Raw genomic sequence first — 21127 nt, 5'->3', positions numbered from 1 at the left:
TACGCACATTCATGTCCGATAGTGACATAAATGTAAGCATTGGAGGTCCGATGCACAGGAAAGCGGTGGAGACGGCGCTGCAGGTATGTCCGGTCGAGGTGGCGGTCGCGGTCCTCGGCGGGGCGTGGAAGCTGACGATCGTCAAGTACCTGCTCGACGGACCGCGTCGATTCGGGGAATTGGGACGACTCGTCGGACCTGTCAGTCCGCGAGTCCTCACCCGGCAGCTCCGCGACCTCGAAACCGACGGCATCGTCTCGCGTACCGTCTTCGCCGAGGTGCCGCCGCGGGTGGAGTACGAATTGACCGACCTCGGGCGGACACTCGACACCGCAGTCGCCTGGCTCGACCAGTGGGGCAAGAACTTCGAGGAGCAGCTGCCCTCATCCTGACGAGGTCAGATCAGGCCCTGCTTGCTCGCCGCATACACCGCCTCCGCACGTCGGCTCACTCCGAGCTTGCGCATGATGTTGCTGACATGGAATTTCACGGTGGTCGCCGAGATATACAGCTGCTCACCGATCTTCGCGTTCGACAGGCCACCCGCGAGCAGTTGCAGCACCTCGAGTTCCCGCCCGGTCAGTTGTTCGACCGAGACGCCCTGACCGTTGAGGGACCGCACCACCGCCGCCGCACTGCGCGAATCGAATGCGCTCTCCCCACGCGACACCGCGCGAATGGCACGAACGAGTTCGGTGGTGTCGACATCCTTGACGACGTAGCCGCGGGCACCTGCATGCACCGCACGGACGACGATCTGCTCGTCGAGGAAGGTAGTGAGTACGAGCAATCCAGTGCCGGGGTGGGATGCGGACAACTGCCCGCACAGGGCCAGACCTTCGAAGTCGGACCCGGCCGACAGCTTCAGGTCGAGCAGGACGATGTCCGGGCGCATCCGGTCCACCAGCGCGACCGCCTCCACATCTGTGGACGCCTCCCCCACCACTTCGAGGTCGGGTTCGCGGTCGAGGATCGAACGCAATCCCTGGCGGAGGATCGCGTGATCATCGACCAGCGCGATCCTGATGGTGCCGGAATGGGCACGCTGTGTGTGCTGTTGCGGCAAGGTCATTGCAGTTCTCCCGTCGTGGCCGGTGCAGCCGGGCGGCGAACCGGGATCCGGACGGCGATGCGAACCCCGCCGATCCTGGCTCGGCGCACCTCGAGGGTGCCGCCGAGTTCGTGTGCGCGGGCCTTCATGTTGGCCAGCCCGCGATGACGACCGTCGAGGTCGTTGCCGTCGGCCAGTTTCAACATCAGCCGCATGCGTGCAGGGTCGCCGTCACCGTCGTCTGCGACGGACAACAGCACCGAATCGGGGCTGTAGGTCAGGCGCAGGATCGCCCTGGTCGCGTTCGCGTGCACGGCAGCATTGAACAGGGCCTCACCCGCGATCCGGAGGAGGGAGTGTTCGGCGTCGCCGGACAGTTCGACGGGTGTGCCGCCCACCCGTACCGCGATGTCGAGTTCTGCGGGCGTGTGCGCGACCCGGAGCTGCTCGAGCATCTCGGGGAGCGACGAGCGATCGGCGTCGGAGGTGCGGTTGAGGGCGTAGATGGCGGACCGGAGTTGTTCGACGGCGCGGCGGGTCAACTCCTTGGCCAGATCGAGCCGCTCGCTGCGCTCCTCGGTGGGAATCTCGCTGCGACACACTTCTATCTGCATTCCGGCGGACAACACGGCCTGGGTGACGCTGTCGTGGAGTTCACGTGCGATACGGTGCCGTTCCTCGTCGAGCGCCTGATGTCGGTGCGCCGCACCGAGCCTGCGTTGGGTCAGTGCCAACTCGCGCAGCGTCGCCTCGAGTTCTTCGTTGCGTGCCTGCAAGTCGGCCGCCGACCGATTGGCTTCCTGGTACGCCAGCTCGGCGCGGTGAAGCAGCAACTGACCCCGCTGATACAGCGCCGAGTTCTGGAGCGCGACCGCGGTCTGGCTCGCCAGGATCGACAGCACCGCCCGATCCGTGGTGTCGAGGACGCGGTGCTCGGGTGTCCACGCCGCGATCGCTCCGGCCGTACCCCCGTCGAGGACGATCGGCACGAACGCACGGTGCGGCGCGACCTCGGTGTCCTGTTCGATCGATCCGCGGCGGATGTCCTCGAGGACGGAGACCACCTCGTCGGGCAACGGTGGCCCTTCGACGTTGTCGACCAGGAACGGGGTGGCGTCGGGCCCGAGCACGAGCCGGCGCGGGCCCGCATCCGGCAGGGTGCCGTCGGTGAGTGCGAACGCCACCCAGCGGGCGCTCAGATGTGCGCGGGCAGCCTCCGCAACTGCGCAGATCAATGTCTCGGGGCCCTCGACGGTGCGGACCAGGGCTCGGGAGATCAATTCGAGCGCATACACAACCCGTTCGAGACGTTCTGCCGCACCGCGATATTGAGGATAGAACGTCGGCTTTCCCGACCTGAGGCCAGTAAGCGCCGAGAGATCCGGCGCGCTCACAGCGCCGTCCGGAACAGTTCGATCATCTGCTCGTGAGTTGCGGTACGCGGATTTGTGGACATGCAGGCGTCGCGGAGTGCCCCCTCGGCGAGCCGCGGGAGGTCGCCCTCGGTGACTCCGAGCTGCTTCAGCCCTCGTGGCACACCCACCCGGCGGGAGAGGTCGTCGATCCGCGCGGCCACCGCTTCGACTGCGTCGGCTGCGGGTCCACGTGCTTCGTCGAGCCCGAGTGTCGCGGCGATCGTGACGTACGGGTCGGGATCGGACGCGCCGTTGAATCGGATGACATGCGGGAGCAACACCCCGTTGATGACGCCGTGGGGCTGATCGAGGAGACCACCTACCTGATGGCTCATTGCATGCGTGGCACCCAGAATCGCGTTGGTGAAGGCCAGCCCGGCCTCCAGGCTCGCCTGTGCCATCGCCGCGCGCGCCGCCATGTGGTGTGGGTCGTCGATCGTGCGGACCAGCGTGCCGGTGACCATGTCGATCGCCCGCAGCGCGTGATGGTCGGTGAGGGGATTGTGTGCGAGGGAGACGAATGCCTCGACGCCGTGCGTCAGCGCGTCGAGGCCGGTTGCCGCGTTGAGGTCGTCGGGCATGGTGGTGAGCAGGCGCGGGTCGATCACCGTGAGATCCGGCACCAGGGACCGCCCGATGATGGTGATCTTGCTGCCGCGTGCGGTGTCGGTGACCACACAGAACTGGGATACGTCGGCACCCGTACCGGACGTCGACGGCACCATCACCATCGGCGGGATCGGCAGGCTCGCGCGGTCGACGCCCTCGTAGTCGAGGATGCTGCCGCCGTTCGCGGCGAGGATCGCGATCCCCTTCGCGGCGTCGATCACGGAGCCTCCACCGAGCGCCACGAGCACGTCGCAGCCGGCCTCCCGGTACACCTCGTGACCTGCCGTGACCTCGTAGTCCTTGGGGTTCGGAGTCAGGTCCGACCAGACGGTGGGGCTCAGGCCCCGGTCGAGGAGGTGGCGTCGCAACTCGTCGACCCAGCCGGCTGCCGTCAGTCCCGGGTCGGTGACAAGCATCGGCCGGACCCCGCCGAGGCGCGCCGTGGCGTGTGCCGCCTCGACCAGCGATCCCTCCCCGAACACGATCTCGGGAGCGTGGAACTTCACGACCCCGGGGCGGCTCCCCTCGCCGATATGGTGGCCCGCCCTTGCATACCCGGGTTCCGGCACGACGACGGCCACTTCTCACTCCTGACGATCCGGACGAAATTGCTGTGATCCAGCTTACGCGGGGCACCTCGAGCCTAGGCCGCTGCGGACAGGCACGCACCGGACCTGCGGGCGGGCGCTCGACCTACCCGATCGGGTAGGTCCGGTCGCGACAGGTCTCGTCGGGTGCAGGTCGTGGTCACTGACCGGTGTCTCCCATGACGGCGCCTTCACGGCGCGGATCGGCGCCGCCGATCCAGCCCTCGCCGTCGCGCTGGAGCGCACTGAGCCCGCTGGATTGCGGGGCGACGGACACCTCGTGCCCCATGTCGCGAAGCTGTTGCACGACGGGGTCGTGTGCGCCGTCGTCGGACGCATCGATCGCGGGGTGTTCTCCACCGACTCCGGTGACCGGGGTGTTCGCAGACCCGAACGACACCGCCGAGACGGCCTGCTGCGGGTCGAGTCCCCAATCGAGCGAGTTGACGAGGGTCTTGACCACGAACTGGATGATCACCGAGCCACCGGGCGATCCGACGACCATCTGCAAATCGCCGCGTCCACCGTCGGGGGTGCGGTCGAACACCAGGGTCGGGGCCATCGAGCTGCGCGGCCGTTTACCGGGTTCCACGCGGTTGGCGACGGGCAGGCCCTCCTCGTCGACCGGCTCGGCGGAGAAGTCCGTCAGCTCGTTGTTCAGGAGGAATCCGTCGGTCATGTGGAACGACCCGAATGCCGACTCGATGGTGGTGGTCATCGACGCGACGTTGCCGTAGCTGTCGGCAACCGAGATGTGACTGGTTCCGTGTTCGGGGCTCTGCGCGGGAACACCGAGTGGTACGGGGCCGAAGTCGCCCGGCTGCGCTTCGCCCATGCTCTTACCCGGATCGATCAGACCGGCACGTTCTGCGAGGTAGTCGGGGTTCACGAGGGTGTCGAGCGAACCGCCGGGCAGCGGAACGAAATCGGAATCGGCGACGTACTTGTCGCGATCCGCGTAGGCGAGTCGCTCGGCCTCCGAGACCAGGTGGACGGCATCGGCGTTCGGCACACCACCGTCGGCATCGACGTCGCTGGGCGGCAACCCGGCGAGGTCGAAGTTCTCGAGGATGCCGAGTGTTGCCGCCACCGCCATACCACCGGACGACGGATTCGGCATCCCACAGATCTCGTAGTCGCGGTACGAGGTGCATAGGGGTGTGCGCACCTTCGCCTCGTATCCGGCGAGATCGTCGAGGGTCATCGTGCCGGGGGTGCGCCCACCCGAGTCGGTTGCCGTCGCGTCGACGACGGCCTGCGCGATGTCGCCTGTGTAGAAAGCGTCGGCGCCACCAGTGGCGATCGCGCCCAGAGTCTTGGCCATGGCCGGATTGGTGAGTGTCTCCCCCGCCGGTTTGGGGCTCCCGTCCGGGAGCAGGAAATACGCGCGGGCGTCGTCGTCGACCGCAAGTTGCGCCGAGGAATCGGCGATCGAATCGGCCATGCGATCGCTGATCACGATTCCCTGGTCGGCGAGTTCGATTGCGGGGTCGAACAGGTCCGCCCAGCCCGTCGAGCCGTGTTCGGCGTGCACCGTTTCGAGCATGCGCAACACGCCCGGCACTCCGATCGACCGCCCGCTGGCGCGCGCGTCGGGCTTCGGTTCCGTGCGGTCGGTGTCGCTGATCCAGCGCAAGTAGTTCTCGGTCGCGGACAGGGGGGCCGTCTCGCGGCCGTCGTAGGCCTGGACCTCGCCGGATTCGGCGTCGTAGTACACCAGGAACGCGCCACCACCGATGCCGGACGATTGGGGTTCGACGAGTCCGAGCACCATCTGCGCCGCCACCAGTGCGTCGGCCGCGGTGCCACCATCGCGGAGGACTGCGCACGCCACCTCGGTGGAGACGGGATTCGCGGTCGAGACCGCATACGAATCGGCGGTCACCGCGGTCATGCCCGTGCGATAGCCGGTCGCGATCTCGGGATTGGTCGAGATGTCGCGTTCACCCGTCTCCGGCGACGGTGGTGCGCCCGTGAGCGGCGTGCCGTTGGGCGCCGCGGTACAGGTCGCGGCGGCACCCTGCGTGTCGTCGCCTCCCTCGCCCTCGGACCCCGACGCGCACGCGCCGACGAGCGCGAGCGACACCGCCGCTGCCGCAGCGACCCTGATTCCCGACCGAATTCGCACCCCCGAGATCATCCTCCGACGGTAACCGGGTGATCGCAGCTGCGCGGGCATTCGAACTACACGGCCTTCGAACTACACGGCCATTCGAACTTCTCCGAACGGCCTTGACAGGAGGCGCGTACGAGCGCATCCTTTATTCAACCAGATGGTTGATAAACCAGAAGGTTGCGGAATGGAGGCCCGACTATGCACGACGACGCGAACGACGACCGACTCGACCTGGCATTCACTGCCCTGGCCGACCCGGTCCGCCGCCGCATCGTCGCCCGGCTCAGCCGCGGGCCCGCCACCGTCAACGAACTCGCGGAACCCTTCGCGATCACCAAACAGGCGATCTCGAAGCACATTCAGGTGCTGGAACACGCCGGACTCGTCACGCGCACACGCGACGCCCAGCGTCGCCCCGTCCATCTGAATCCCGCGCGGCTGGAGATGCTGACCGCCTGGATCGACCGCTACCGGTTGGTCAAGGAACAGCAGTTCCGCGATCTCGACGCCGTGCTGGCCGGGGAATCGGCCGACCCGAAACCATAGGGGTTCCCCGAGGACCTCCCAGAAAGGTTCGCAAGGTTCGTCATGAGTAATGCCCTGAACGTCACAGTCCCCGACAGCGTCCCCTTCATCGACTACGAGCGCGAATTCGACTTTCCTGTCGCCGACGTGTTCCGCGCCCACAAAGACCCTGATCTCATCGTGCAGTGGCTCGGCCCACGCGGCATGGAGATGACGATCGACCACTACGATTTCCACACCGGCGGCAGTTACCGGTACACCCACACCGACAACGACGGTTCGTACACGTTCACGGGAATGTTCCACACCGTGCGCGAGAACGAATTCGCCGTTCAAACGTTCGAATTCGACGGCTTCGCTGATGTGGTGAGCATCGAGTTCCTCACCTTCACCGATCTCGGCGGCGGGCGCTGCAAGCTCAGAGGCCACGCTGTGTACCCGAGCATGGAAGCTCGCGACGGAATGGCATCGTCCGGGATGGAGACCGGCATGAGCCAGGGCTACGACCAGCTCGACGAAGTTCTGGCACGCGTGTCGGCGCCGTGAACAGCCGGGCTCGGCCACGCACCGATTCATCGAAGTGCGTGGCCGAGTTCCGCTGCGTGCGAAAGCAATTGTTCGCCGTCACGCGCAACGACCACGTGATCGCACACGTCCGCGTAGTCGGACATCGCGCATGTCGCCTGGGCCCAGTACCGCTCCGGTTCAGGCGTGATCCACGCCAGGCGGTGAACCCGTCGCCGCAACTCTTCGAGCTGATCGACCCGCGCCGGCAACCCGTTGCACCGCCCGTCCCCCACGACCAGAACCGAGGTTCGATTGTCCATCGAGCCCGCATGTTCGGCGAGCAGTTCGTCGAACATCCTGCCGTAGTCGCTGCTGGCCTCGAGATCCACGCCGGGATGCGCAAGCACCGCCGCGAGCGCACCGTCTCCATCGGCAGCGAGCAGCTGCTGTGTCACGTCCACCGGGCGATCCACGAACGCGACCACCCTGCAGCGATGCGCTCGACCATGCATCGCCTGTGCAAGACGCAGCGTGAACGCAGTGATCGGACGGACCGACAGCGACACGTCGGCGAGCACGAGCAATCGCACGCGATCGGGACGCGGGGCGCGGACGACGAGGTGGAACGGCACTCCGTCGGTGCGCATCCCGGCGCGCGCGGTGCGGCGCATGTCGAGCCGGCCGCGGGTCAGTTCACGAGGGCGTGGTCGCGCGGGGCCGCGCATCCGTCGCAGCACCTCGTGGCACGCGAGCTCGATCTCGGCACGATCGACACCCGCCGCGTCACGGGACTCCGGAGCTTCGACCTCCCCGGTACCTGACGGACTCACCTCGGCCAGCGATGCCACGAACGCCTCGACCGCGTCTACGAGACGGCTCAGTTGCGCCTCGCTGAGTGGCCCGTCGAGGACGTCGCCGCCGTACATTCGGTGGGGATCGTATGCATCGAGCCACGCGAGGATGGACGTCGGGTCGTCCCACGACAACGACCCGACGACCGCGGCACCAGGATCCGCGGACAGATCGCCGACCGTCGTCGAACCGGCCCGCTCGACGTCGACCGTGTAGGTCACGCCGCGCCGGCCCGAGTCCACACCGGTGTCGACAGACAGCTCGGCATCGGACGACGTCATCGACACATCGTCGTCGTCCTTGTGCGGATTGAAGCCCTTCTCGGCCTCGGGAGTGTCGAAGTGGTCGCCGACTTCTGCAGCACGCTCGTTGTATTCGGCGTAACGGGCGATGCTCGGATCGTCGTCGATCTCGAGAGCGGCAGGAAGGGAGTCGGCGAACTGGGCACGCAGCGGGTCGTGAGCGTCGGCCTTTGCCGCGTCCACCGCACCGAACAGCTCGTCGAAAGCGCGCTCGAAACCGGCACGTTCGTGCGGGTATTTCGCGCACACTGCGCGCAGACACGACCGCAACGCCACGCGCTCACGGGCCCCCACAAGGCCGAACACCCTCCGCACTTCGATGGTTTCGGCGGGTGAAGCCGCGACACCGTGTTTACGCAGCAGCAGACCGAACACCGCGGACACCACGTCCAGCGGATTCCCGGCGCGCCGGCGCTCGGGAGCACTCACATGCATGACGCAGTCACCGCCGCGCACCGCTGGCGGCCGCGTCGCGACCGCCTCCACCACGACCTCGGAAGACCGCAGTGGTGGTGTTGGCAGGATTCGACGCCACGGTCACACGTTCCGCGGGCACCGTCGCCGCAGCGGGTACCGGAGCCGGAGCCGGAGCCGTACCGTCGAGGCGGTTCTTGACGAGGTCCACATCACCGGTGTATTTGAGCAACGTCGACAACAGTACGTCGCGCATATCGATGACCGGATTCGACTCGGGTGCAACGCCTTCCATCACCGATGCGGCACGAGCCGCATCGATCACCTCGGAGATGGACGGGCTTTTCCGCAATGGCAGATCGCGCAGTGTGCGGGCCAGCTCGACGACCTGCCCCGCAGTACCCGAGGACACCTCGGGTGCGCGGGCGGTCACGATCTCGCGTTCGCGCTCGAGGGTGGGGTAACCCACGTGATAGTGCAGACAGCGGCGTTTGAGGGCCGGGGACAGCTCCCGGGTGTCGTTGGAGGTGAGGATCACCCACGGCATCGAACGGGCGGTGAACGTACCGACCTCGGGAATCGTGACCTGACGCTCGGCGAGAACCTCGAGCAGCAACGCCTCCATGGACTCCTCGGTGCGGTCCACCTCGTCGACGAGGAGCACCACCGGCTCCGGCGACAGCACCGCATCGAGCAGCGGACGGACCGAGAGGAACGCCTCGGAGTAGAGGCCGAAATCCTGTTCGGCGAGAAATCGGGACGCATCGGCAATGTCAGGGTACTGGCCGAGAAGTTCACCGATACGGTCGCGCAGCATCTGTACATGCAACAACTGTTTGGCGTAGTCCCACTCGTACAGCGCGCGGCTGTCGTCGAGTCCCTCGTAGCACTGGAGCCGGACGAGCCTGCGACCTCCTACTGCGGCGAGCGCCTTGGCGAGCTCCGTCTTGCCCACACCGGCCGGACCTTCGAGCAGCAGCGGTCGCTCGAGTGCGGTGGCGAGGTGAACGACGGTCGCGAATTCGTCGTCGGCGATGTAGTCGTGCCGACGCAGCTCGTCCTGCAGTTCGGCGCCGTTGGAGAAGATGGTCATGGGTCCTCCGGTGCGTGCGGGCTCGGGCCCGGGAGCGGGCAGTGCTCAGGATCGCGCCCGGGAGCGGGCAGGGGGCAAGCCGCCCCCGGGCGCGGGGTCTGGTCGGGTCAGTACGACCGATTGATGCAGTGATCGACGACGGGGATCATCGACTCGACCGTGACCTCACGGGGGTTGCCCGGGGTGCACCAGTCACCCTGGATGTGCTCCGAGATCGCCCGCACGGTCTTCTCGTCGCCCGGGATCGTCTCGCCGCGGCCGGCGTACTTGCCGGTGTTCATCCGGTTCTTCTCGTACGAGTCGGTGCGGACTTGGCCGAAGTTGTCGGGAATCCCGACGTCCTGCGCCAGCCGGATCGCGGCCTCGACTGCAGCATCGGCAGCCTGCACGGTCGTCATGTTGCGGGTATCGACACCCATCGCCGTCGCAATGCGCGCGTAGTTCTCGTACCGCGACGGCAGGTTGTACTCCCACACCCGGGGAAGCGCGATCGCGTTGTTGAGGCCGTGGTGGCTGTCGAAGAACGCCGACGTCGCGTGCGAGATGGAGTGCACGATGCCGAGACCGCCCGAGTTGAACGCCTGTGCGGCGATGTACTGGGCATTCATCATGCCTTCACGCGCCTTGAGATTGCGGGGCTCGTACACCGCCTCCCGCAGGTTCTTCGCGACGAGTTCGATCGAGTACAGGGCGTTACCGAGCGACGGTGCGAAATCCAGGCGCGAGACGTAGGGCTCGGAACCGTGAGCGAGGACGTCGAACCCGCAGTACGCCGTGAAGTGTTGCGGGCAGGTGTAGTAGAGCAGCGGATCGTCGATGGCCAGCGTGACGATCGTCGCCTCGTCGAAACCGACCCATTTGTGCGGGTGATCCATGTCGGAGGTGTCGGTGATGACGTAGGCCCAGGAGGTCTCCGAGCCGGTACCGGCTGTGGTGGACACCGCGATGTGGGGCGGGTTCTCCTTGTTGGTGGACTTCGCGAAACCCTCGAACTCGTTGATGTTGCGGCCGTCGTGCGCGATGACGACGCGCGCGCCCTTCGCAGCGTCGTGGCTCGAACCGCCGCCGATGGAGATGATCGAGTCGCACTTCTCCTTCTGATACAGCGCCGCTGCTTCCATGACGTTGTAGTCCTTGGGGTTGGACTCGACCTTGTCGTACAGGACGACCTCGACACCCTGGTACTCGATCTTGCCTACGAGTTCTTCGATGATCCCGGAACCGCGCAGGCCGGTGGTCATCAGAAGGGTGCGCTTGAACCCGAGATTCTTGGCCTCGACACCGATGATGTCGTGCGCCCCGACTCCCATGAGAGCGCGCGGGAAGGGGTGGAACTCCTTGATGGGAAAGTCCCAGATCTGGTTGAGCTCGATTGCCATCGTGATTCTCCTCGATTATCGGCGGGGATGATCGGCGGGTGTGATGTACGCCTCATGCACGACCAACAATCGACCAGGGGGTTCGCTCGGAGAAGGGCTGCGCACGGAAACCGTCCGGTCGCGGCGGCAGGACCGTCCGATCGGGCAGGCGGGCCAGGACCGAACGGGTGGGCAGCACATCCCGGCCCCACTCCCGGTAGCGTGTCGGTGCCGCCTTCCGGCTGGTATTCTCAAACTAGAACACGTTCTAGAATTGTGGTGAGCAGCACACTGCGGCCCCACGCTTGCACGAGAGGTGACATACCTATGACGACAGTCGAGGTGCCGCACGGATCGCGATCGGTGATTCTCACCGTGTCTGCCGTTATCGAGGAGACGTCCGACAGCCGCTCGATCGTCTTCGCCGTGCCCGAGGATCTACGCGACAAGTTCGAGTACAGGCCCGGCCAGTTCCTGACACTGCGCATCCCGAGCGACCGCACCGGCTCGGTCGCGCGCTGCTACTCGCTGGCGAGTTCACCGTTCAGCGACGACGCCCCCAAGGTGACGATCAAGCGCACCGCGGACGGGTACGGCTCCAATTGGCTCTGCGACCGCATCTCCGCCGGCGACAGCCTCGAGGTCCTCCCCCCGTCCGGTGTGTTCACCCCGAAGTCCTTCGACCACGACTTCCTGCTCTTTGCGGCAGGCAGCGGCATCACCCCGGTCGTCTCGATCCTCAAGTCCGCGCTGACCCAGGGATCCGGCAAAGTCACGCTCGTCTACGCCAACCGCGACGAGAAGTCGGTCATCTTCGCCGAGGAACTACGCGCACTCGGGGAGAAGCACGCCGAGCGGCTCACGATCGTCCACTGGCTCGAGTCGGTGCAGGGCCTGCCCACGGCTACACAGCTCGCCACCGTCGCAGCGCCGTTCGCCGACCGTGAAGCATTCATGTGCGGCCCCGGCCCGTTCATGGACGCGGTACACCAGGCGCTACACGATGCCGGAATGCCGCGCACCAGCGTGCACGCCGAGGTGTTCAATTCGCTCGCCGGCGATCCGTTCGCCGACCACGAGCCCGTCGAGATCAGTGACGACGAGGCCGCCGATGCAGCGACCGTCGAAGTCGAACTCGACGGCGAGGTACACACCCTGTCGTGGCCCCGCAAGCAGACACTCGTCGACATCATGCTCGCCAAGGGCATCGACGTGCCGTATTCGTGTCAGGAGGGTGAGTGCGGCTCGTGCGCGTGCACCGTCCTCGAAGGCAAGGTCGAGATGGAACACTGCGATGTCCTCGACCCCGAGGACATCGAGGCGGGATACATCCTGGGCTGCCAGGCGCGTCCCGTCACGGACACACTCAAGATCGAGTTCTGACGGCCGTCAGCCTGCCTGCCGCTCCGGCGCCGGCGCGACCTCCTCGAGACGCACCGGCTCCGGCTTCGGGCGACGTAGCACCAGCGCGACCCCGGACGCGAGCGCGAGCGTCGCGACGATCGCGCTGTAACCGACCGCTGTGGCGGTGAGGCCGAACCGTCCTGTGGCCACGCCTGCTCCGATCGCAGGAACCGAGAACGCGATGTAGCAGACAACAAATGTGGTCGCGAAGACCTGCGCGCGCTGGTTCGGACGACCCAGCCCGGCGACGATGCCCATGGCACCCAAGAACGTCGATCCCCAGCCGAACCCAGCGATTGCCGTGCCCACGAAATACAGCACCACCACGCCGGACAACAGCGCACCCGCCACCACGACGACACCGGTCGCGAGCAGGACCACGCCCGTCACCACGACGCGAAGTTCGGCGAAGCGGCGCATGACCACTGCCGCGACCGAACCCGACGTGAACATGGTCGCGACGGCGAGCCCGGCAACAAGCCGATCGTCGATGCCGAACACCACATCGACGATCGACGTCCCCAACGACATGTACAGGCCGCCGAGCGCCCACGCCGACATCAAGCAGGGCAATACCAAGAAGAACTGCGCACGCACGTCCTGGGGTAACGCCACGCTCGGTTTCAGTGCACGCAGTGCGTCTCCCCGAGAGGAGAAGCCTGTGGGCTGCGAATTCTCCGGCACGAACAGGAGAGCGATGACGATTCCGATCGCGAGGACCGCGATGAGCGCATAGCTCAACACCGTCGGGAACGGCGCGAACTGAACCAGCAGACCGGCGCCCGCCGCGCCCAGGCCGAGCCCCAACGACGGCGCGATGCTGTTGATCAGCGGACCGACCCGAGGGTTGGGTTGCAGATCGATCATCCCCGCGGCGACTGCTCCCGTGGCAGTGCCCACCGCCAACCCTTGGATGATGCGCGCCGCGATCAACCACCCGACATTGTCGGCGAAGATGAACACGACCATCGAGATCGCGAGAATCACCATCGCTGCCCCGATGATCGGACGACGACCGATGCGGTCGGACAACGCACCGACGGTGAGCAGCGTCGCGAGGAGAGAAACGACGTAGATCGCGAAGACCACGGTGAGCACCGCCGCCGAGAATCCCCACATCTCCTGGTAGACGGGATACAGAGGCGACGGCACCGACGACGATCCGGTGAGGGTGAACGCCCCCACCCCCATGACCGCGAATCCGAACACACGAGACCCGGTAGCGGATGGGGCGGGCGAGACCATCGAACCTCCAGCAGGGAAACAGCGAATAGGAACCAAAGCTACGAATACAAGCAGCAGCGCCGCCACGCGGCGCTGCTGCTTGTATGAACACCCTCCGCGGAGGAAATATTTCGCCTACGTCACGATCAACTTCGAAAAGGTCACTCCACCTGCAGAAAGATTTATCACTTAGCAACTCTCCTCGACATTGACCGACCGGTCGATCAGGCCTATACCGAGTAGAGGGGACACATTCTCACGAACCATCACCCGAAGGAGGCTCACCATGTTCTCCGACAGCCGGCTTCAGGATTACGTAGCCGTCGTCCTGGGCGTCTTCGCCGCCCTGTCTCCGCTCTGGTTGGACACCAACACCAACGCAATGTGGTCGCTCATCGTCCTCGGCGTGCTCGTCGCTCTATGTGGCATCGCGCAGATCGCGCGCCCCACGATGGCCGGGATCGACTATGCGATGGGACTCTTCGGCGCACTGCTGTTCATCTCGCCGTGGGTCATGAGCTACACCGCCTTCAGCGGTGCATCGTGGACCGCGTGGATCGTCGGCGTACTGAGCGTGGTGGTCGCCGTCGCGGCACTGCCCGCCATGAACACCCGCATGCACGGAGGCGGCCTGGCAACCCATCACTGATCCGATCACCGTCCCGCCGGTGAGGGCGAGCCGTCCCGGCCGACTTCACCGGCATTCTCCTACCCGGAGGTGATCAGTGAGCAGGCACCCCGATCCCTCGAGCGGCAACCGCCGTGACGGAATTCGCAGCACAGCGCAGGCTGCGCGCACCCGCATCCTCGATGCGGCCGAGGCACTGTTCGCGGAGCAAGGATTCGACTCGACCGCCACCACTGCCATCGCGACGGCAGCGCACGTGCCGAAGGGCCTGATCTTCTACTACTTCCCCACCAAGGAGGCGATCCTCGACGCGTTGATCGCCGAACGACTCCCCACCGAACCGATCTCCGACGTCGTCGCGCTCGTCGCACCGGGCGATCCGGCAACGAGCCTGGTCAATCTGGACACCGCACTGAACCTCGGACAGAACGACTCCTCGGTGCTCCGCGTGATCATCTGGCGGGAGGCAGAAACACACACCGACGTACGCACCCACGTGCGGACCCTCCGCGCGCACCTCCACGACACGACGATGCGCGTGCTCCAAGCGAGTTCACCGGCGCCCGTGTCCGTCAGCGCCGTGCGCACTGCGGCAACGGCATGGGTGTCGGCGATGCTCTCCGCCGCCACGACCGACCGCCTGTTCGGACGCGACGGACTACCGCGGGCCCACGAGGAACTGCAGAACGTTGCACGCCTGATCGCGGCGGGCATGTCGGGGATGACACCGTTGCCGAGGATGCTGGCCCGCGCGTGGACGTGACGAGGCATCGGGCACGGAACGAGTCAACCGATCGGGTTCGGCGCCGTCCCGAGCAACTCACGACCGGCCGCGAAGGCGCGGGCGCCGGCCGGGAGGATCCCGCGCGCGCCGCTGAGAAACACCTCGACCCGCCCCGATCCCGTCGATTCACGGCCGAGTGCGTCGATGCGTCGGAGCGTCTGCTGCGCGACCGCTTCGGCGCTGTCGAACAGACGCACCCCCGTCGGCAACTGCGCGGCAATCGTGTCCGCGACCAGCGGATAGTGCGTGCACCCGAGGACGACCCCCTGGACATCGTCGGGTGTGCGCTCGACGGCCGACGCGATCGCAGCGGATGCGCCGGCGCGGTCGCCGCGATCGATCGCATCGGCGAGACCGTGGCACGCGACCCCGACGACCTCACTGCCGTTCGCGAACTGCGCGATCAGATCCGCCTGGTACCGGCTCGCGGTGGTCGCCGCGGTCGCCCAGATCGCGACCGATTCACACGCGGCAGCCGCCGGTTTGATCGCGGGAACCGTGCCCACGACGGGTACAGCGTCGCCGAGGTCGGCGCGCACGTGGTCGAGGGCGGTGACGGATGCGGTATTGCACGGCAACACCACGACGTCGGCTCCCCGATCCACTGCCCGCCGCGCAGTCGTGATCACACGCTCGATCACCCAATCGGACGGCTTCGGTCCCCACGGGGAGCCTGCGGGATCCATCGACAACATCAGATCGAGGTCGGGGCGCAAGCGCCGCAGGCACGCGGACGTCGGAAGCAGCCCGAAACCCGAGTCGATGAGAGCAACGATCACCCTACGAATCTAACGGGTCCGGGCGATCGGGCTCACGCCATGGTGGCCAAGAGCTCTTCGATGGGTGCGCCCGCCGCGATCTTCATCCGGTTCTTCATGACCTGAGCCGGCATACCACCGCCGACGACACCGACGAGTCGGCCATCACGTTCGTAGAAGGCCAGGAACTTGCGACCGTCGTCGCGCACCACATGCACGGTGTCGTCGCCGCGTACTGCACCGAGCCCCTGGATCTTGATCTCGTACTGGTCGCTCCAGAAGTAGGGCACCGCAGACGCGACACCCACATCTCCCGAGACCAGGGCCTTCACGAGCACGGTTGCCTGCTCACCCGCGTTGGTCCAGTGCTCGATGCGCTTGCGGCCTCCGTCCGGAAGCTGCCAGGATGCGACGTCGCCGACCGCCCAGACGTGGGGCGCCGACGCACGACCCACCTCGTCGCACACGACGCCGTTGTCGAGTTCGATGCCCGAACCGTCGAGCCACTCGGTGACCGGGATCGATCCGATACCGAGCACCACCAGATCGACGTCGACCTCGGAACCGTCGCCGAGCACCGCAGACGTGACGCGCTCACCACCGCGCAGTTCGGTCAGGCCGACTCCTGCCCGCACATCGACACCCTCTTCGGCGTGCAGCCGCGAGACCAACGAACCGACCTCGGTACCCAGAACGGACGCGAGCGGCGTCTCCTGGGGCTCGACGAGCACGACCTCTACGCCCTTCGCGCGCAGGCTCGCCGCCACCTCGCACCCGATGAACCCGGCACCGACCACGAGAGCACGCGCTCCCGACACGACCTCGTCCCGCAGCGCACGGCTGTCGTCCATCGATCGCAGGACGTGCACGCCGGCGAGTTCCTTCAGACCCGGGATCCGGCGCGGGCGCAAACCCGTCGCGATCACCAACTCGTCGTACCTCAGCTCCGTCCCGTCGGCCAGCGTGACAGTCTGCGCACCCGTGTCCACGGAAGCAGCCGGGCTGTCGAGCCGCAGGTCGATCGCCTGCTCCTCGAAGAACTCCCGCGGGCGCAACGTCGTGTCGTCGCGGTCGCCACGGAGAACATCCTTCGACAGCGGAGGACGGTCGTACGGCAGGTGCGCCTCGTCACCCACCAGGACCAGTTCCCCCTCGAACCCTGCGCGGCGCAATTCCTCCGCGGTTCGCACACCGGCGAGCCCCGCTCCGACAACGACGATCCGATCAACTGCCACCTGAGTCCATCCTCCTGATTTCGTGACGTGTGCCACGCGAGTGCTTCGGGTCTTCATACCAAATACAGGTGACGGTGAACAGAGCGTCGATCCTTCTGCGCGGCACATCACGTCCGGCCTGGCGGATAATTAGAGTCGAACGTACACGCAGACCCCCACACGCGACCGGCACAGCCCCACGCGACACAGCCACGAGGGAGTTTTCATGACAAGTGACAGCGGCGCAGGACTCAGCCGCGTGCAATTCGGGGTCGGTTCGTCTCCGGGCCCCGTCGATACCCAGGGGCGCACGATCATCGCGGACGCCGTCGTCGCGAAGATCGCCGGAATCGCGACCCGCGAGATCAGCGGAGTGTTCGACGTCGGCGCCGGTACCGCACGCGTCGTCGGTGCCCTTCGCGACCGGATTCCGGGCGCCCGGATCAACCACGGACAGGGCGTCGCAGTCGAGGTCGGTGAGAAACAGGCCGCGATCGACATCGGAATCGTCGCCGAGTACGGCGTCGCACTCCACGAACTGGCCGTCGCCATCCGCCACAACGTGATCGTGGCCGTCGAGCGCATGACCGGACTCGAGGTCACCGAAGTCAACATCACCGTGTTCGACGTCGTCCTCCCGGACGAGGCAGCGGACGCCGCAGCGGAACAGAAACCGCGCGTGCAGTGACACTTGACGGCGGGACTTCGAACGGCGGGACCTCTCACCGTGAGGCCCCTGTCCGCACCGACCGCACCGCGGCCGATCTCGTCGACGACGTCGCGAACACGGTGTTGAGCATCTCCGGAATCGCAGGTCTGCACGGTGGTGAGTTCGGTGAGATCGCCACATATCTGCCGGGCCGGCGTGTCGCCGGTATCCGACTGGGCGGCCCCGCCGGGTGCGAAATCCACGTGATCGCCCTCTACCCCGCCGACCTTCCCGCGCTCGGAGAAGCTGTGCGGCGATACGTCGAACCCATCGTCGACGGTCCGGTCCGCGTGGTGTTCCAGGACATCCGACAACCCCTTGCCGACCAGGTCTCCGCAGAGAAACAGGTGCCATCGTGAACCACAACCCAACGACGAACACCGTTGTCGGACTCATCGCGGGCCTGCTGCTCGCCCTGGCAGGAATCCTGGGTGGATTCAGCGGGCTGCTGTTCGCAGTACTGCTGGGCGCCCTCGGCGCTGCCATCGGCGCGCACCGCGACGGCATCCTCGACCTGGGTGCGCTGTTGCGAAGCCGTGGCCGTGGCTGAACCTGCAACACCGACCGCGCCCTCCGACCCGGAATCGGTCGGTCTCGCAGGATCACGCGGCAGTCTCACCATCAAGGACCGTGCCATCGAGCGGATTGCCGCGTCCGCCGCACTGCAGGTACCCCACGTCGTCCGGCAGAGCAGCAACCTGAGCCTGCTCACAGGCCGCGAACTACCCCGCGCCGAGGTGATCACCGCGGGCAGTGCCGTGGCAGTCAACCTCTACATCGCGGCGGAATGGCCCTACGACGCCGCTGCGCTCACGCGGCGGGTGCACGACGCCGTCGCCTGGCATCTGCACGAGTACACCGGTCTCGTGGTGCACGAACTCAACGTGCTGATCGTGTCGACTGCGCGAGCGGTCGAAGACGAGCCGGCGGAGCAGCCCGTGCCCGTCGAATATCTGGAGTCCGACATCGTCGCCGGACACACCGGGCCCCGCTCCGACATCCCGGTGGTGTCGCCGCTTCCGCCACTCGCCACACCGGCCGCGGCACCCGCCGCGGCCCTCATCGCGATCGGGGCACTCGGTCTCGCGTTCGTCGCGGCACGGGAACTGCTCATCGTCCGCGGCACCTACGACGGAGCGCCGTGGATCCGCAACTCGTTCGAATGGTTCGGCCGGCTGCACTGGCATCCGTGGATCGCGCCCATTGCAGTGGTGCTCGTCGTGCTCGGTCTCGCCTCGATCGTGGTGGCATTGAAGCCACGCAGGCGCACCCACCTGCCGCTCAGGCTGTCCGGCGCGGTTCCGACCGTCTGGATGCGGCGGACCGACGTCGCCCGCATGTGCAGCGCACGCACATCCGCGTTGCCCGGTGTGCTCAGCGCACGGACCGTCGTCGACCGCAGGCGCGCGCTGATCCGTGTGGTCGCGGCGTCCGACAGCTCGATCGACGATCTGAGCGCCACCATCCGCGCCGAAGTGGAACCGCGGCTGGCGCTGCTGACAGATCCGATTCCGCTGGTTCTGAAGGTGTCGCGCCACGAGGCGCACACCCCCACCACCGAAACGGGAACCCTGCCGTGAAGCTCCGCACCGTACTCGTCAACAGGTTCTTCGCCTTCGTGGTGGGGTGTGCTCTCCTCGGCTCAGGCGCATTCGCATTGGCGTGGGTGTGGCGGGTGCCGTTCGCACGCGAGCGACTCGCCGACCTCGACCGGCCGCTCATCATGGACCTGCCCGATCAGCCGTGGTGGACGCCGGCATTGTGGACCGTCCTGGCCGCGGGGTGCGCGATCGGGATCGTGCTTCTGGTCGTGAACCTGTCGCGAAGGCGGACCTCGACCGTGGAACTGTACGACGAGGTGACCGATGCGACGCTCGGCGTCGACCTCGGTCCGGTCGCCACCGGGGTGGCGAGAGAACTCGAAACGTTCCCCGGTGTCCGGTCCGTGCGTGGCCGCGCGGTCGTGGAACGTCACCTCCCGACACTCTCGGTAACCGTCCACGCCGAGTCCGGCATCGATGTGCCCGAGTTCACGGCCGCCGCTGAGGACGCCGCGCGTCGTGCCGCCGCCGCGGTCGGTGGTGCCCGTGTCGCGACCCAGGTTCTCCTGCATCTGGACCCCGCCGCCGAGGTTCGCTGATCCGCGGCAGGCTCCTGGCTGTCCGGTCAGAACGGACTCTGCACGGCAGAGGATGCCTCTTGCCGGACCCCCGCCCCGGCAGAATCCGGCAGAACTCCACCGCATCGAGTTCGATGGGATGCGCACTGAACGCCGAACGGCGCCCACCCCGGAGGGTGGACGCCGTTCGAGCGTCGGTGAGTACTAGCTCACGCGATGATCTTCGTGACGCGACCGGCGCCGACGGTGCGGCCACCCTCGCGGATCGCGAAGCGGAGGCCCTCGTCCATGGCGACCGGCTGGATCAGCTTGACGGACATCTCGGTGTTGTCACCGGGCATGACCATCTCGGTGCCCTCGGGAAGGGTCACAACGCCCGTCACGTCCGTGGTACGGAAGTAGAACTGCGGACGGTAGTTGTTGAAGAACGGCGTGTGACGGCCGCCCTCTTCCTTGTTGAGGATGTAGGCCTGGCCCTCGAACTCCGTGTGCGGAGTCGTGGTGCCGGGCTTGATGACGACCTGGCCGCGCTCGACGTCCTCACGCTTGATGCCACGAACCAGAAGGCCGACGTTGTCGCCCGCCTGGCCCTGGTCGAGGAGCTTGCGGAACATCTCGATACCCGTGACCGTGGTCTTGGTGACGTCGGGACGGATACCGACGATCTCGACCTCTTCGTTCACGTTGACCACGCCACGCTCGATACGGCCGGTGACGACCGTGCCGCGACCCGTGATGGTGAAGACGTCCTCGACGGGCATGAGGAACGGCTTCTCGGTCTCACGGACCGGGTCCGGGATCGAGTCGTCGACGGCCTGCATGAGGTCGACGACCGACTGAACCCACTTCTCGTCACCCTCGAGAGCCTTGAGAGCGGAGATCGGGATGACCGGAGCGTCCTCGTCGAACTCCTGCGACGCGAGGAGCTCGCGGACCTCCATCTCGACGAGCTCGAGGATTTCCTCGTCGTCGACCATGTCGGCCTTGTTCAGGGCGACGAGGATGTAGGGCACGCCGACCTGGCGAGCGAGCAGCACGTGCTCGCGCGTCTGCGGCATCGGGCCGTCAGTAGCGGCGACAACGAGAATCGCGCCGTCCATCTGAGCAGCACCGGTGATCATGTTCTTGATGTAGTCCGCGTGACCCGGAGCATCGACGTGCGCGTAGTGGCGCTTGTCGGTCTGGTACTCGACGTGGGAGATGTTGATCGTGATGCCACGAGCCTTCTCCTCGGGAGCCTTGTCGATCTGGTCGAACGCGAAGCTCTCGTTGAGATCCGGAAACTTGTCGGCCAGCACCTTGGTGATCGCAGCCGTGGTCGTCGTCTTGCCATGGTCGACGTGACCGATGGTGCCGATGTTCACGTGCGGCTTGGTCCGCTCGAACTTCGCCTTCGCCACTGGAATGTCCTCCTGGACTGTTGTTGCGTGCAGTATGCAGCAGTGCGGTTTGTATTAC

At 66.5% G+C, this 21127-nt stretch carries 22 protein-coding genes; 11 read left to right on the top strand and 11 right to left on the bottom strand.

Annotated features, from left to right (window positions below; translation table 11 throughout):
* The first annotated feature begins 50 nt into the window (after window positions 1-50).
* A complete protein-coding gene (locus Q7514_RS18430) occupies window positions 51-392 on the top strand; it encodes a winged helix-turn-helix transcriptional regulator (protein ID WP_330134703.1) in 342 nt (113 codons plus the stop codon).
* A gap of 5 nt (window positions 393-397) precedes the next feature.
* On the opposite strand, the gene Q7514_RS18425 is transcribed toward Q7514_RS18430, so the two are convergent.
* From Q7514_RS18425 to ggt, 4 genes are all read right to left on the bottom strand, one after another.
* Window positions 398-1072, bottom strand: a complete 675-nt coding sequence (locus Q7514_RS18425) for a MadR family response regulator transcription factor (RefSeq protein WP_330134702.1) — start codon at window positions 1070-1072, stop codon at window positions 398-400.
* Window positions 1069-2445, bottom strand: a complete 1377-nt coding sequence (locus Q7514_RS18420; protein ID WP_330134701.1) for a MadS family sensor histidine kinase — start codon at window positions 2443-2445, stop codon at window positions 1069-1071. Before Q7514_RS18420 ends, Q7514_RS18425 begins: the two co-directional genes overlap by 4 nt.
* The gene (locus tag Q7514_RS18415) at window positions 2442-3608 is read right to left on the bottom strand and encodes an iron-containing alcohol dehydrogenase (RefSeq protein ID WP_330134765.1); all 1167 of its coding nucleotides are present in this window, start codon (window positions 3606-3608) and stop codon (window positions 2442-2444) included. The genes Q7514_RS18420 and Q7514_RS18415 overlap by 4 nt, the downstream gene beginning before the upstream one ends.
* A 214-nt stretch (window positions 3609-3822) precedes the next feature.
* The gene (gene ggt / locus Q7514_RS18410) at window positions 3823-5802 is read right to left on the bottom strand and encodes a gamma-glutamyltransferase (RefSeq protein WP_330134700.1); all 1980 of its coding nucleotides are present in this window, start codon (window positions 5800-5802) and stop codon (window positions 3823-3825) included.
* A 174-nt stretch (window positions 5803-5976) separates the two neighbouring features.
* On the opposite strand from ggt, the gene Q7514_RS18405 reads away from it, so the two are divergent.
* Window positions 5977-6324, top strand: coding sequence for an ArsR/SmtB family transcription factor (locus tag Q7514_RS18405; RefSeq protein WP_330134699.1), 348 nt, complete (start codon window positions 5977-5979; stop codon window positions 6322-6324).
* Window positions 6325-6366: 42 nt separating this feature from the next.
* Complete coding sequence (locus Q7514_RS18400; RefSeq protein ID WP_330134698.1) at window positions 6367-6849, top strand: SRPBCC family protein; 483 nt, start codon at window positions 6367-6369, stop codon at window positions 6847-6849.
* Between the two features lie 26 nt (window positions 6850-6875).
* Here the strand turns inward: Q7514_RS18400 and madC are convergent, their stop codons facing one another.
* The 3 genes from madC to mdo all read right to left on the bottom strand — a co-directional run bounded on the left by madC (window position 6876) and on the right by mdo (window position 10850).
* A complete protein-coding gene (gene madC / locus Q7514_RS18395) occupies window positions 6876-8393 on the bottom strand; it encodes a MadC family VWA domain-containing protein (protein WP_408016127.1) in 1518 nt (505 codons plus the stop codon).
* A gap of 13 nt (window positions 8394-8406) precedes the next feature.
* Window positions 8407-9471 (bottom strand): MadB family AAA-type ATPase, encoded by a 1065-nt coding sequence (locus tag Q7514_RS18390; RefSeq protein WP_330134696.1) that lies wholly within the window; start codon window positions 9469-9471, stop codon window positions 8407-8409.
* Between the two features lie 107 nt (window positions 9472-9578).
* Window positions 9579-10850 (bottom strand): NDMA-dependent methanol dehydrogenase, encoded by a 1272-nt coding sequence (gene mdo, locus Q7514_RS18385; RefSeq protein WP_330134695.1) that lies wholly within the window; start codon window positions 10848-10850, stop codon window positions 9579-9581.
* Window positions 10851-11156: 306 nt separating this feature from the next.
* On the opposite strand from mdo, the gene Q7514_RS18380 reads away from it, so the two are divergent.
* Window positions 11157-12212, top strand: coding sequence for a ferredoxin--NADP reductase (locus Q7514_RS18380; protein WP_330134694.1), 1056 nt, complete (start codon window positions 11157-11159; stop codon window positions 12210-12212).
* Window positions 12213-12218: 6 nt separating this feature from the next.
* Here Q7514_RS18380 and Q7514_RS18375 read toward each other — a convergent pair whose 3' ends face one another.
* Entirely contained in the window at window positions 12219-13478 is a 1260-nt protein-coding gene (locus tag Q7514_RS18375; protein ID WP_330134693.1) for an MFS transporter, read from the bottom strand.
* A gap of 265 nt (window positions 13479-13743) precedes the next feature.
* Between Q7514_RS18375 and Q7514_RS18370 the strand changes: the two genes are divergently transcribed.
* Both Q7514_RS18370 and Q7514_RS18365 read left to right on the top strand, forming a co-directional pair.
* On the top strand, window positions 13744-14106 hold the full coding sequence (locus tag Q7514_RS18370; RefSeq protein ID WP_054718273.1) for an SPW repeat domain-containing protein: 363 nt from the start codon (window positions 13744-13746) through the stop codon (window positions 14104-14106).
* A gap of 76 nt (window positions 14107-14182) precedes the next feature.
* Complete coding sequence (locus Q7514_RS18365) at window positions 14183-14848, top strand: TetR/AcrR family transcriptional regulator (protein ID WP_408016126.1); 666 nt, start codon at window positions 14183-14185, stop codon at window positions 14846-14848.
* Between the two features lie 23 nt (window positions 14849-14871).
* Here Q7514_RS18365 and Q7514_RS18360 read toward each other — a convergent pair whose 3' ends face one another.
* Entirely contained in the window at window positions 14872-15648 is a 777-nt protein-coding gene (locus Q7514_RS18360) for a glutamate racemase (protein WP_330134692.1), read from the bottom strand.
* Window positions 15649-15680: 32 nt separating this feature from the next.
* Entirely contained in the window at window positions 15681-16862 is a 1182-nt protein-coding gene (locus Q7514_RS18355; RefSeq protein ID WP_330134691.1) for an NAD(P)/FAD-dependent oxidoreductase, read from the bottom strand.
* Between the two features lie 205 nt (window positions 16863-17067).
* On the opposite strand from Q7514_RS18355, the gene Q7514_RS18350 reads away from it, so the two are divergent.
* The 5 genes from Q7514_RS18350 to Q7514_RS18330 are packed head-to-tail and all read left to right on the top strand — an operon-like array spanning window position 17068 to window position 19690.
* Window positions 17068-17529: an Asp23/Gls24 family envelope stress response protein gene (locus Q7514_RS18350; RefSeq protein WP_054714778.1), complete on the top strand. Its 462-nt coding sequence runs from the start codon at window positions 17068-17070 to the stop codon at window positions 17527-17529.
* Window positions 17526-17909, top strand: coding sequence for a hypothetical protein (locus Q7514_RS18345; protein WP_330134690.1), 384 nt, complete (start codon window positions 17526-17528; stop codon window positions 17907-17909). Before Q7514_RS18350 ends, Q7514_RS18345 begins: the two co-directional genes overlap by 4 nt.
* Window positions 17906-18100 (top strand): hypothetical protein, encoded by a 195-nt coding sequence (locus Q7514_RS18340; RefSeq protein WP_054714775.1) that lies wholly within the window; start codon window positions 17906-17908, stop codon window positions 18098-18100. Before Q7514_RS18345 ends, Q7514_RS18340 begins: the two co-directional genes overlap by 4 nt.
* Entirely contained in the window at window positions 18093-19130 is a 1038-nt protein-coding gene (locus Q7514_RS18335) for a DUF6286 domain-containing Asp23/Gls24 family envelope stress response protein (protein WP_330134689.1), read from the top strand. The genes Q7514_RS18340 and Q7514_RS18335 overlap by 8 nt, the downstream gene beginning before the upstream one ends.
* The gene (locus tag Q7514_RS18330) at window positions 19127-19690 is read left to right on the top strand and encodes an Asp23/Gls24 family envelope stress response protein (RefSeq protein ID WP_330134688.1); all 564 of its coding nucleotides are present in this window, start codon (window positions 19127-19129) and stop codon (window positions 19688-19690) included. The genes Q7514_RS18335 and Q7514_RS18330 overlap by 4 nt, the downstream gene beginning before the upstream one ends.
* Window positions 19691-19878: 188 nt before the next feature.
* On the opposite strand, the gene tuf is transcribed toward Q7514_RS18330, so the two are convergent.
* A complete protein-coding gene (gene tuf, locus Q7514_RS18325) occupies window positions 19879-21069 on the bottom strand; it encodes an elongation factor Tu (RefSeq protein WP_132471706.1) in 1191 nt (396 codons plus the stop codon).
* Window positions 21070-21127 lie beyond the last annotated feature (58 nt).

Origin of the sequence: Rhodococcus artemisiae (assembly GCF_036327795.1) — a bacterium.
Classification (GTDB): domain Bacteria; phylum Actinomycetota; class Actinomycetes; order Mycobacteriales; family Mycobacteriaceae; genus Rhodococcus; species Rhodococcus artemisiae.
Note: the sequence above shows the minus strand (reverse complement) of the source record. Positions and strands in the feature narration are given on the sequence as shown.

Coding starts and splice junctions, on each gene's coding strand:
- Q7514_RS18430 (WP_330134703.1), top strand. CDS start 51: ATGCACAGGAAAGCGGTGGAGACGGCGCTGCAGGTATGTCCGGTCGAG.
- Q7514_RS18425 (WP_330134702.1), bottom strand. CDS start 1,072: ATGACCTTGCCGCAACAGCACACACAGCGTGCCCATTCCGGCACCATC.
- ggt (WP_330134700.1), bottom strand. CDS start 5,802: ATGATCTCGGGGGTGCGAATTCGGTCGGGAATCAGGGTCGCTGCGGCA.
- Q7514_RS18405 (WP_330134699.1), top strand. CDS start 5,977: ATGCACGACGACGCGAACGACGACCGACTCGACCTGGCATTCACTGCC.
- Q7514_RS18400 (WP_330134698.1), top strand. CDS start 6,367: ATGAGTAATGCCCTGAACGTCACAGTCCCCGACAGCGTCCCCTTCATC.
- Q7514_RS18390 (WP_330134696.1), bottom strand. CDS start 9,471: ATGACCATCTTCTCCAACGGCGCCGAACTGCAGGACGAGCTGCGTCGG.
- mdo (WP_330134695.1), bottom strand. CDS start 10,850: ATGGCAATCGAGCTCAACCAGATCTGGGACTTTCCCATCAAGGAGTTC.
- Q7514_RS18380 (WP_330134694.1), top strand. CDS start 11,157: ATGACGACAGTCGAGGTGCCGCACGGATCGCGATCGGTGATTCTCACC.
- Q7514_RS18375 (WP_330134693.1), bottom strand. CDS start 13,478: ATGGTCTCGCCCGCCCCATCCGCTACCGGGTCTCGTGTGTTCGGATTC.
- Q7514_RS18370 (WP_054718273.1), top strand. CDS start 13,744: ATGTTCTCCGACAGCCGGCTTCAGGATTACGTAGCCGTCGTCCTGGGC.
- Q7514_RS18350 (WP_054714778.1), top strand. CDS start 17,068: ATGACAAGTGACAGCGGCGCAGGACTCAGCCGCGTGCAATTCGGGGTC.